The sequence below is a fragment of the Vibrio sp. 9-16B-A1 genome (assembly GCF_056726165.1).
Window position 1 is genome coordinate 112,521 of record NZ_JBSDZD010000002.1, and the last position, 12,207, is coordinate 124,727.

The window sequence follows — 12,207 nt, forward strand, 5'->3', positions numbered from 1 at the left end:
AGTTGTTCCTTATTCAGAGTAAAAGTGCAGCCGCTCAGCCAACAGGTCAACGAACGCTTTGCGGTCTACATCGAGTAAAACTGTCGCATTGGCCGGATGGCCACTCAGTTCATACAGATCCACCACTGTCATTCCTGTGGTGTACTCTCCCTGAGTCTCAATCCCTACTGCACAGTCTTTGGAGGTGAAGATTTCCGGTGCCAGCAGCCAGGCAATGGTACAGGGGTCATGCAGCGGCGCACCTTCGAATCCCCATTTAGGGTCACGGTGATAAATCATAAAGAAGTCGAGCAGGTCTGCGACTTTACCCGCTACCAGGTTATCGACAGAGCGGATCCGCTCAATATCCTCATCCATTATCTGCGCTTTATGGGTAACATCCAGCCCAGCCATCGTGATGGGAATACCCGAGCGGAACACGATATCTGCCGCTTCCGGGTCAACAAAGATATTGAACTCAGCGGCAGGCGTCCAGTTACCAAAATCGGCAGCGCCTCCCATGAGAACGATACGTCCGATTTTGTTCGTCAGCTCCCGGTGGGTTGCCAGTAACAGAGCAATGTTCGTCAGTGGGCCGGTTGGCACCAGAGTGACCGGTTTATCACTTTCGCGCAGGATCTTAGCCATCAGCTCTACTGCGCTCTTCTCAACCGGAGCGAAACCCGGCTCCGGAAGCTCAGGGCCATCCAGGCCGCTCTCTCCATGTACGTTCTCAGCTATGACTAACTCGCGCTTAAGTGGTTTTTTAGCTCCACCAGCAACAGGAATATCTTCTCTGCCTAACAGAGTCAGGATCCTCAGTGCATTGCGCAGGGTTTTATCCGGAGTCTGGTTCCCGGCACTGGTGGTCACCGCCCTGATGTCGAGCTCCGGGCTGGCACAGGCCAGTACCAGAGCGATTGCGTCGTCGTGGCCAGGGTCACAGTCCATTATGATAGGGGTAGTCATTATAATCTCTCGTTATTTCACGTTATCAACCTCATCACTCTAATCTTAACCATCTGTTTTTACTGTGAATAAGCTCGCTATATCGGGGGCTCCTGACGACCAGATTGTGACACCCGTCATGTTGAATCTGAAATATTCTGAGGGCGGTTGATTTTTCACGATATAAAACCGCTCGAACTCAAGATAGCAAAATATTACTCTGGATATTTTTATCAGGCGTGGTTTTATACTTTTCCCTTTTTCAGTTCATCCAGCATATAACGCTGGATGGCTGAGGTGATATATAAATCCAGAATGTATAAGATTCGCCGCACTTTAGTTTTTCATAGAGCAGTATTACGGTGAAAACATCCATTTTGCACACCTCTGACGGTGTAACTCAGAAAACCTCTTCCTGGTCAAAACACGATACCCACTGGGTACTGAGTCTGTTTGGTACTGCCGTTGGTGCCGGTATCCTGTTCCTGCCAATTAACCTTGGGATTGGAGGCTTCTGGCCGCTGGTACTGATGGCCCTGCTCGCTTATCCGATGACATTTCTGGCCCACCGCGGTCTGGCCCGCTTTGTTCTGTCTTCTCAAAACCCGAAGTCGGACTTTACCGATGTTGTTGAAGAGCACTTTGGTGCAAGCGCCGGTCGACTTATCTCCCTGCTCTATTTTCTGTCTATCTTCCCGATCCTGCTGATCTATGGCGTAGGTCTGACCAATACCGTAGACAGCTTTCTGGTTAACCAGGCCGGAATGGTCTCACCACCAAGAGCCCTGCTTTCAGGTTCACTGGTATTCGGTATGATCGCCATTATGCTGGGTGGTGAAAAATTGATGCTGCGCGCGTTTGCTGTGATGGTCTATCCGCTGGTCGCTATCCTGGCCTTTCTGTCGGTCTACCTGATCCCGGACTGGCAAATGCCTGCACTGAGCATGCCAGAGGCGGCAGAGTTTGGTAAAACCGTATGGCTGGCTGTACCTGTAGTGATCTTCTCTTTCAGTCACGCAGCGGCGATCTCCAGCTTTGCCAACGTTCAGCGCCGCCATTACAAAGACCAGGCTGGCAGCAAGTCTGAACACATTCTTAAACGCACCAGCCTGATGCTGATCGCTTTTGTACTGCTGTTTGTGTTTTCCTGCGTACTGGCCCTGAGTCCGGCACAACTGGCTGAAGCGAAAGCACTGAATGTGTCAGTACTCTCTTACCTTGCCAATGTGACCAATAATCCGTTTATTGCGACTCTTGGCCCGCTGGTTGCCTTTATCGCCATCACCTCGTCTTTCCTGGGCCACTTTCTCGGCGCCCGCGAAAGCTTCAATGGCCTGATAACCAAGCACAGCAGGCTGAGTAACGGCCAGGCCGATAAACTGGGCATTGCGGTTATGTTCCTGTCTATCTGGCTGGCCGCTATCCTTAACCCAAGTATTCTGGGTATGATGGAAGCCCTGTCCGGCCCGGTGATCGCTATGATACTGTTCATCATGCCAATGGTCGCGGTATACAAAGTTGATGCACTCAAAGCCCACCGTGGCTCACTGACCACCTGGTTTGTGCTTGCCACCGGCAGTATCGCTATTTCTGCACTGCTGTTCGGTCTGTTCGCGTAATCATAAAAAACGCCCTCTGCACCAATGTGCTAAGGGCGTTGTTATTTTCACACCGCTACACGCTCACTTTGTATTTCAGATCCCGCGCTTCATCGCCGGTCATTCCCCGAAATCCCCAGCAATGAGCGGGCTGTTCTTTGATGGTGATTTCAATATCCGTCGATGAGATCCCCAGCTTTCGCTCTATCTCCTTAAACAACAGCTTAATCAACGCTTTCTTGGTATTGACCTGACGCCCTTCCATCATGTTGATTTCAATTACTGTATAAGCATCACTGCGCCCCTGTGGATAGAAGAAATCTTCCGGTTCCAGGGGAATAAAACGGTGTGCCCGTTTGTCATCAGGAAAGCGCAATACCGAAGCCATGCAAGAGTGAATGATGTCCGACAGTGACTGCTTAACCGGGTTTAACCTGTGCTTGTTTCCGTAGATAACGATCATATTCCTTCCCCCAAAGAGCTCTGTTGACACCATGCCACCACCAGCGCTGCCAACCAACCCATACCCGCCGACAGCGTTAGCTGTTTCACGTTATGGACAGAAACGGATGCACAGTGGCCGTAAAAAATGCGGACACGACATTTATAAAACACACAATAACAAAGCAGAGGGTGATGAAGTGCCAGCCCTTAATCAGTTGGGAGGCACTTCATGTTAATCGTGCAGAAACTACAGGTAAGGAAGATAAGAAAGCAGAGCCAACAGCGCAGTGAAACCGGCGCTAAGCCAGCCTGGATTTAAGCACTTTTGCCTGTTGTTCAAACAGCTCCTTGTTCTTCCCCGTTCGGCACCTTGCTGCGTTAAACCACTGGTTGCCGGTACCGTCGGTATGCTTAAATTCTATCTGAAGTGCGTAGCGGGCACTGTAGCTTAACCCTGCCAGGCCACCGAGAATACTTAAAATAACGCTAAGCCCTCTCAGCCACGGTAAAGCATGACCGAACTGAGACCACGCCAACCAGACGCCCCCCGATATCAATCCCACCCAGAAGAGCAACAGAAATAAGTTTTCCCTGATGCCCAGTTTCTTCACCCGGATATTATTGATTCTCTTCAGAGGGTAGGAATCTTTTCTGATCCTGAAAACGCCATTTTCTATTTTAAAATCTGACGCTCTGTACATTGTTTTCATCCTTTCTGCTCCGCAGTTTATTTGAGTACAGAGCGGAGCGCCTGCTCCTCATCCATTTTACTGTTTTCAAGGCAAGGCCCAATTTCCTGAAGTCTGTCACTGTGCTTTAGACTGTGTTTTAATGCCATACACACTCCAATATACTCACCGTATGGTTCCAGTGATTGCATGCTTAAGTCCGGGAACTTCTCATTTGCTTTTTTGAAACAACGCTCTTTTCCATCAGATATTTCCATCAGACACTGCTCATGAGTTATCTGGTAACACTGTAAATATCCGGGCTGATCACAAAACAGTGATGCGGCATTAGCTTCCAGCTTCTCTGTCAGTATATTCATCACCAGTTCTTCCTGCGGGTTCTTCTGCTGGCTTGCACAACCAGCCAAAAGCATGGCAACAAGTGCCGAAAAGCAGTACTTCATTTCTCTACCTTTGGTTAATCCCCAGCTGGGGCTGCATTTAATTTCTCAGCCGGGGATCTGTCCAACTGAAATATTGATATGAATTCATATATGAGGGGCTACTTTCGCCCCATAATCCGAACAATTCTCAGGAACAGATTAATAATATCCATATACAGGGCTGCTGCGCTGTCGATAGCGTTATCCATGGTTTTCGGGATCTGGTTAGCTCTGCCCCAGTCAATGCCGATATAGCCACAAAAAATAATGACCACAGCCCAGTCAGTCCAGGCCTTATGAGCACCCAATACAAAGATCTGATACAGCTCGATGAGAATAACGATAAGAAGCGCAATAGTCATAGCGCCGGATATTTTGGCAAAAAAGCGTGGAAACAGCGTTCCCAAAATCATCATAGAACCAGTCACAAGACCCGTTACTTTAATTGCCTCCAGAACCAGTTCAGGATCGTAAGCCGAAACAACAAGGTTAATTACCAGACCAAACGGAACCACTACCAGGTTATAACCAAGGAAGCTTATCAAAGGGTTATCTGAGCGACTGAACAAAAATACGCCAGCCATACAACTGAAAAAATAACCGATAAAAAAGTGCAGCGGTGATACTTCGAGTATACTTTCAACCGGAATATTGGAAACCATCAACCAGTTAATCCAGAAACCCCAGCACAATACTGCACCTATAGTCAGGTTGTAAAACCTGGCACTTATCTCCCTTTCACCGGTACCCACCCGGCCAAATACATCAGACTCAAACACTGAACCAGACTCCTTCGTTGTGTTCTGATTGCCACTCTCGCATTGCAACAGTGTGCATTTTTATAAACAGGGGACGGATGCTAGCACAGGAATGATTACGCGCAGTGATACACAGGTCGCACAAACATAAATAATTATGATAAGAATGAGTGGCTTGGTGAAATATTCACCTGATGAAGAGAAATGTGAGGGGCGTGATCACCCCTCCTTGAGTTCCAGCCGTTCTCTGGCCTGGTTAATCGAGCGAATGATCGCAGCCCGGTCCAGATTCTTCTGTTTTGAATCCAGTAACTGTTCCCAAACCCTGATCGCCTGCTTATAACGAAAGCTGATGTAGTGATCGCTTGCCAGCAGCGTCAGCGCTGTGCGATCCACAGGATTGATCTTAAGTGCCCGATCAAGCAAAGAACGGACCTGAGGTGTCACCTGCTGGCTGGCCAGATAATATTCGGCACTGGCTTTGGCTGAGTAATGCGCCGCGGCAGGCTGACTGCTCAGGCGAATGGTGTAATCAAAGCAGGTTGCTGCAGACTCAAATTCGTTGCGCGCCAGATAGCCCTGCCCCAGCTCAAACCAGGCCTGGTCATCGTTCGGATTTTGCCGCAATGTTGCCTGTACCTGAGCAATCGCCTCTTCCAGCGTTTGCTCCGGCTCCTGCTGCGCCCGGGCCAGTGGCTGAGATGGAGCCAGTGGCAACCACATCATCAGACACAACAGACTCACGGCACCGGCTATCGATACCGATAAGCGAAAATCGGCACCGTTATAATAGCGGTGGGTCCATGCCAGCGATGCCACAAAAGTGACAGCAAATGACGTGCCCACCAGAATAAAGGAAACAGACATCGGGTCCATACTGTTCTCTGAAACTCTTTTTTCTTTTCATACATCCGATTTTAACCGGACTATCATTTTGTTTTTGCCTGTCAGCGCAAAAAAAAAACCGGACCCAAAGGTCCGGTTTCAGGGTAGCTCACAAAAAGTAATTACTCTTCGCTTTCGCCGCCCTCTTGCTCAGCAGGCTTGTCTTCGGCCTGAGGTGTTTCTGCACCTTCAGCCGTTTCCACTTCTTCACCTTCCGGCAGTTCAGCTTCTTCGACTTCTTCGATACGCTGCAGGGCAACCACGTTTTCGTCTTCGGCGGTACGGATCAGCGTCACACCCTGGGTGTTACGGCCAACCTGACTCACTTCGTCAACACGGGTACGCACCAGGGTACCGGCGTCGGTGATCATCATGAACTCATCACCTTCGTCGACCTGTACTGCGCCTACCACGTTACCGTTACGCTCAGAAACCTTGATGGATACCACGCCCTGAGTCGCACGACCTTTGGTTGGGTACTCAGCAAGTTCAGTACGCTTACCGAAACCATTCTGGGTAACAGTCAGGACGTCGCCTTCACCGTTCGGTACGATCAGCGAGACAACCTGGTCGCCTTCAGGCAGTTTCATGCCGCGTACACCAGAAGCAGTACGGCCCATAGCGCGTACGTGCTGCTCGTTAAAGCGAACCACTTTACCTGAGTCAGAGAACAGCATGATGTCAGAGTCACCGTTGGTGATATCAACACCAATCAGTGCATCGTCTTCACGCAGGTTCACCGCGATCAGACCGTTTGAACGAACATTGGCAAACTGGTCCAGAGAGGTCTTCTTAACAGTACCGTCACCGGTTGCCATGAAGATAAACTTGTCTGCCGAGAACTCAGATACCGGCAGAATTGCAGTGATACGCTCATCTTCTTCCAGAGGAAGGATGTTTACGATCGGCTTACCACGTGCGTTACGGCTTGCCAGAGGCAACTGGTACACTTTCAGGCGGTAAGTCTTACCACGGGTAGAGAAACACAGAATGTTATCGTGGGTGTTCGCCACCAGCAGACGCTCGATGTAGTCTTCATCTTTCATCTTGGTCGCGCTCTTACCTTTACCACCACGACGCTGTGCTTCGTAGTCGCTCAGCAGCTGGTACTTCACGTAACCTTCGTGAGACAGGGTAACTACCACGTCTTCCTGTGCGATCAGCTCTTCCATGTCAATGTCATGGCTCGCTGCAGTGATTTCAGTGCGGCGCTCATCGCCAAAGCCTTCACGTACGGCTTCCAGCTCTTCGCGGATCACTTCCATCAGGCGCTCGGTGCTTGCAAGGATGTGCATCAGTTCTGCAATCTCTTCCAGCAGCGCTTTGTATTCGTCCAGAATCTTCTCGTGCTCAAGGCCGGTCAGTTTCTGCAGACGCAGGTCCAGGATTGCCTGAGCCTGTTGTTCGGTCAGGAAGTACTGACCGTCACGGATACCGTACTCAGGCTCAAGCCACTCAGGACGGGCCGCATCAGTACCAGCGCGTTCCAGCATAGCTGCAACGTTGCCAAGATCCCAGCCACGTGCCGTCAGGCCAGCTTTCGCTTCAGCAGGAGTTGGCGCACGGCGGATAAGTTCGATGATCTCATCGATGTTCGCCAGTGCCAGTGCCAGACCTTCAAGGATATGCGCACGCTCACGCGCTTTACGCAGTTCGAAGATGGTACGACGGGTCACAACTTCGCGACGGTGGTCAACGAAGCACTTCAGCATCTCTTTCAGGTTGAACAGCTTAGGCTGGCCATTGTCCAGCGCAACCATGTTGATACCAAATGTGGTCTGCAGCTGAGTGTTGGCGTACAGGTTGTTCAGAACCACTTCGCCCACTGCATCACGCTTACATTCGATAACAATGCGCATGCCGTCTTTATCAGACTCGTCACGCAGTGCACTGATGCCTTCTACACGCTTCTCTTTAACCAGTTCCGCAATCTTTTCAATCAGACGCGCTTTGTTCACCTGGTAAGGGATCTCGGTAACGATAATGGTTTCTTTACCATTCTTCTCTGTTTCTACTTCCGCTTTCGCGCGCATGTAGATCTTACCGCGACCTGTCTTATAAGCATCGATGATGCCCTTACGGCCACTGATCAGTGCCGCAGTCGGGAAGTCCGGACCCGGGATGTAGTCAATCAGCTCATCAATCGTGATGTCTTCATTATTAATGTATGCAAGACAGCCGTCGATCACTTCGCCCAGGTTGTGTGGCGGAATATTCGTCGCCATACCTACCGCGATACCGGAAGCACCGTTTACCAGCAGGTTTGGAATTTTGGTTGGAAGAACCGCTGGGATCTGCTCGGTGCCATCGTAGTTAGGCACGTAGTCCACGGTTTCTTTATCCAGGTCAGCCAACAGCTCGTGAGCGATTTTCGCCATGCGAACTTCGGTGTAACGCATTGCTGCTGCTGAGTCACCATCGATGGAACCAAAGTTACCCTGGCCATCGACCAGCATATAGCGCAGCGAGAACGGCTGAGCCATACGCACGATAGTGTCATAAACCGCACTGTCGCCATGTGGGTGGTATTTACCGATTACATCGCCGACAACACGGGCAGATTTTTTATATGGTTTGTTCCAATCATTACCCAGTACATTCATCGCAAACAATACGCGGCGATGCACTGGCTTAAGGCCATCACGCACATCAGGAAGAGCACGACCCACGATGACGGACATCGCGTAGTCAAGGTATGAACCTCTTAGCTCATCTTCAATATTTACGGGCGTGATCTCTTTAGCTAGATCGCTCATAGAGCCATTATCCCTCTAGTTTTTCGTACATATACGCACAAGTCGAAAAAATATAACACACAATCCGGCCTGTCGGCATCTGTTTCCCTGTGCTTTTATCAGGTTGTGAAGCTGGTTGTGATTCAATCGCCGACAAATTACACAAAAAACACCTATCTGCATGAAATTTAGCCAGTTCGTTATCTGACTGCCATCAACTATTCATTTTGATATTCGCCACTGCTTGCGTATAGTGATTTGCAATTACGGACAATTACTTTCGGAAACTATGTCACAGCAACCTAATGTCGATCCGGCAGAAATTAAAAAGTTTGAAGATATGGCCTCCCGCTGGTGGGACCTGGAAGGCGAGTTTAAGCCGCTGCACCAGATTAACCCACTCAGACTGCGCTTTGTTCTGGATAAGTCCAACGGCCTGTTTGGCAGGAAAGTGCTGGACGTTGGCTGCGGCGGCGGCATCCTGGCAGAAAGCATGGCCAGACAGGGCGCGACCGTCACCGGGCTGGATATGGGTAAAGAGCCACTGGAAGTCGCCAGACTTCACGCACTGGAAACCGGTACCCAAAACCTTAACTATATTCAGAGCACGGTGGAAGCCCACGCCGATGAGCAGGCCGGGCAGTATGATGTGGTGACCTGTATGGAGATGCTGGAACACGTTCCCGACCCGCTGTCGGTTATCCGCTCCTGCGCCAGACTGGTCAAACCCGGCGGCATGGTGTTCTTCTCTACCCTGAACCGCAATATCAAGTCATGGCTGTTTGCCATCGTCGGCGCTGAGCACGTGATGAAGCTGGTACCCAAAGGCACCCATGACCACGACAAGTTCATCCGTCCGGCAGAACTGATGAAAATGATCGACCAGACCGACCTGATAGAGCAGTCGATCACCGGCCTGCACTACAACCTGTTAACGGACAGCTATCGCCTCGGTGATAATGTCGATGTGAACTATATTGTCGCCTGTCAGCGCAGCCTGTAACTGTACAGAATTTCTATGGGTGTGACCTGAGTACAAAAAGGAGACATTGTTCTCCTTTTTTGCTTATTAAACCGCCTTTTGCGCAGGCTTTGCACAGACAGGGACAGAGCCGGGTTTACACCGAAAATCAAGAAGAATATTTTTTTCATTGGTTGCTTTTGAATCAACCCTGGAATTGACATTTTCTCACGATAAAACTGACCTTAACTGGCCGGTAAGCGGCTACTTACCTTAGTGACTCCTGTCACAGAAAATCCATAAGACAGACAAATTGTCAAACTTGAAAATCGGGCCGCTCCGCACTATCTTGTAACTCGCTCGCACGAGCAACACCATATATAGTGTTTTCGCCTATACTCAAGGTGAACACGGATCACAAAGCCGAACAAACAGTTTACACAAATTACATAAAAAACCGGCTTTACCAGTTTCGTTAGGGAAATCTGTCAGAATGAATCAACAACTCACCGTGACCAAACGTGATGGTCGCAAAGAAAACATTGAGCTGGATAAAATCCACCGCGTGATCACCTGGGCCGCAGAAGGCCTGGATAACGTGTCCGTATCTCAGGTGGAGCTGAAGTCTCACATCCAGTTTTACGACGGTATTACTACCTCGGACATTCACGAGACCATCATCAAAGCCGCTGCTGACCTGATCTCTGAAGAGTCTCCGGACTATCAGTACCTGGCTGCACGTCTGGCTGTCTTCCACCTGCGTAAGAAAGCTTACGGTCAGTTTGAGCCACCAACTCTGTATGCTCACGTTGCCAAACTGGTCGATGCCGGTAAATACGATAAGCACCTGCTGGAAGACTACTCTGTGGAAGAGTTTGAGCAGATGAACAGCTTCATCGACCATAACCGCGACATGAACTTCTCATACGCGGCAGTGAAGCAGCTGGAAGGCAAATACTTTGTACAGAACCGTGTAAGCGGCGAGATCTACGAGAGCGCCCAGTTCCTGTACATGCTGGTTTCTGCGTGTCTGTTTGCCAACTACCCGAAAGAGACCCGTCTGGACTACGTGAAGCGCTTCTACGATGCGACGTCACTGTTTAAGATTTCCCTGCCGACACCAATTATGTCTGGTGTGCGCACCCCTACCCGTCAGTTCAGCTCATGCGTTCTGATCGAGTGTGGTGACAGCCTGGATTCCATCAACGCAACCGCAAGCTCAATCGTTCGTTACGTCTCTCAGCGTGCCGGTATCGGCATCAACGCAGGCCGTATCCGTGCGCTGGGTTCTGAGATCCGCGGTGGTGAAGCGTTCCACACCGGTTGTATCCCGTTCTACAAATACTTCCAGACAGCGGTTAAGTGCTGTTCTCAGGGCGGTGTTCGCGGCGGCGCAGCCACCGTATTCTTCCCTATGTGGCACCGTGAAGTGCAGTCACTGATGGTACTGAAGAACAACCGTGGCGTTGAAGAGAACCGTGTCCGTCACATGGACTACGGCGTTCAGCTGAACAAACTGATGTACTCACGTCTGATTGAAGGTGGCAACATCACCCTGTTCTCACCGTCTGACGTACCAGGCCTGTACGATGCCTTCTTTGAAGATCAGGCGAAGTTCGAAGAGCTGTATGTGAAGTACGAAGCTGATCCTTCGATTAAGAAAGAGACCGTTAAAGCGGTAGAACTGTTCTCACTGCTGATGCAGGAGCGCGCATCAACCGGCCGTATCTACATTCAGCACGTTGACCACTGTAACACTCACGGCCCGTTTGACCCGTCTGTGGCGCCGGTTCGTCAGTCTAACCTGTGTCTTGAAATCGCCCTGCCGACCAAGCCTCTGGGCAACGTGGAAGACGACTCAGGCGAAATCGCCCTGTGTACCCTGTCTGCATTCAACCTGGGTGCAATTGAAGAGCTGAGCGAGCTGGAAGAGCTGTCTCACCTGGTCGTACGTGCGCTCGATGCACTGCTGGATTACCAGGACTACCCTCTGCCAGCGGCATATAAATCAACCATGAACCGCCGTACCCTGGGTGTGGGCGTGATCAACTACGCTTACTACCTGGCGAAAAACGGTGCACGCTACTCTGACGGCAGCGGTAACAACCTGACTCACCGCACGTTTGAAGCGATTCAGTACTACCTGCTGAACGCCTCTCTTGAGCTGGCAAAAGAACAGGGAGCTTGTCCTTCGTTTAATGAGACCAAGTACGCTCAGGGCATTCTGCCGATTGACACCTACAAGAAAGCACTGGATGAGTTCTGTGACGAGCCACTGCACCTTGACTGGGAAACCCTGCGCGAGGAGATCAAAACGCACGGTCTGCGTAACTCAACCCTGACCGCACTGATGCCATCTGAGACCTCATCTCAGATCTCTAACGCAACCAATGGTATCGAGCCTCCACGTGGCTTTGTATCGGTGAAAGCGTCGAAAGACGGCATTCTGAAGCAGGTGGTGCCTGAGTACGCCCGCCTGAAACAAAACTACGAGCTGCTGTGGACTATTCCGTCCAACCAGGGTTACCTGCAGCTGGTCGGTATTATGCAGAAGTTCGTCGATCAGGCGATTTCGGCGAACACCAACTACGACCCGAACAAATACGAAAGCGGCAAAGTGCCGATGAAACAACTGATGCAGGACCTGCTGCTGACCTACAAGTACGGTGTAAAGACGCTTTACTACCATAACACCCGCGATGGCGCGAAAGACGACCAGGACGGCAAGAACGTTGTCGTTCAGGAAGACGACTGTGCAAGCGGCGCTTGTAAGATTTAATCCCGGCAG

At 50.5% G+C, this 12,207-nt stretch carries 10 protein-coding genes; 3 read left to right on the forward strand and 7 right to left on the reverse strand.

What is annotated here, in order from left to right:
- Positions 1-9 precede the first annotated feature (9 nt).
- On the reverse strand, positions 10-948 hold the full coding sequence (rihA, locus tag ACVB80_RS04195) for a pyrimidine-specific ribonucleoside hydrolase RihA (RefSeq protein ID WP_481080021.1): 939 nt from the start codon (positions 946-948) through the stop codon (positions 10-12).
- 341 nt (positions 949-1,289) lie between these two features.
- On the opposite strand from rihA, the gene ACVB80_RS04200 reads away from it, so the two are divergent.
- Complete coding sequence (locus ACVB80_RS04200) at positions 1,290-2,546, forward strand: SLC5/6 family protein (protein WP_481080022.1); 1,257 nt, start codon at positions 1,290-1,292, stop codon at positions 2,544-2,546.
- Between the two features lie 55 nt (positions 2,547-2,601).
- Here the strand turns inward: ACVB80_RS04200 and ACVB80_RS04205 are convergent, their stop codons facing one another.
- The 6 genes from ACVB80_RS04205 to gyrA form a co-directional block, all read right to left on the reverse strand.
- Complete coding sequence (locus ACVB80_RS04205; RefSeq protein WP_481080023.1) at positions 2,602-2,988, reverse strand: tautomerase family protein; 387 nt, start codon at positions 2,986-2,988, stop codon at positions 2,602-2,604.
- 280 nt (positions 2,989-3,268) lie between these two features.
- On the reverse strand, positions 3,269-3,679 hold the full coding sequence (locus tag ACVB80_RS04210; RefSeq protein WP_481080024.1) for a hypothetical protein: 411 nt from the start codon (positions 3,677-3,679) through the stop codon (positions 3,269-3,271).
- 17 nt (positions 3,680-3,696) lie between these two features.
- Positions 3,697-4,101: a hypothetical protein gene (locus tag ACVB80_RS04215; RefSeq protein WP_481080025.1), complete on the reverse strand. Its 405-nt coding sequence runs from the start codon at positions 4,099-4,101 to the stop codon at positions 3,697-3,699.
- 98 nt (positions 4,102-4,199) lie between these two features.
- On the reverse strand, positions 4,200-4,859 hold the full coding sequence (locus ACVB80_RS04220) for a Bax inhibitor-1 family protein (protein ID WP_481080026.1): 660 nt from the start codon (positions 4,857-4,859) through the stop codon (positions 4,200-4,202).
- Positions 4,860-5,057: 198 nt separating this feature from the next.
- Positions 5,058-5,714 carry a TPR domain-containing protein gene (locus ACVB80_RS04225; protein ID WP_481080027.1) on the reverse strand — a complete coding sequence of 219 codons (657 nt, stop codon included), beginning with the start codon at positions 5,712-5,714 and terminating at the stop codon, positions 5,058-5,060.
- Between the two features lie 131 nt (positions 5,715-5,845).
- Complete coding sequence (gene gyrA, locus ACVB80_RS04230) at positions 5,846-8,479, reverse strand: DNA topoisomerase (ATP-hydrolyzing) subunit A (RefSeq protein ID WP_481080028.1); 2,634 nt, start codon at positions 8,477-8,479, stop codon at positions 5,846-5,848.
- Between the two features lie 268 nt (positions 8,480-8,747).
- On the opposite strand from gyrA, the gene ubiG reads away from it, so the two are divergent.
- Together ubiG and nrdA are read left to right on the forward strand one after the other, a co-directional pair.
- A complete protein-coding gene (gene ubiG, locus ACVB80_RS04235) occupies positions 8,748-9,461 on the forward strand; it encodes a bifunctional 2-polyprenyl-6-hydroxyphenol methylase/3-demethylubiquinol 3-O-methyltransferase UbiG (RefSeq protein WP_481080029.1) in 714 nt (237 codons plus the stop codon).
- Positions 9,462-9,912: 451 nt separating this feature from the next.
- Entirely contained in the window at positions 9,913-12,198 is a 2,286-nt protein-coding gene (gene nrdA / locus ACVB80_RS04240) for a class 1a ribonucleoside-diphosphate reductase subunit alpha (protein ID WP_481080030.1), read from the forward strand.
- Positions 12,199-12,207 lie beyond the last annotated feature (9 nt).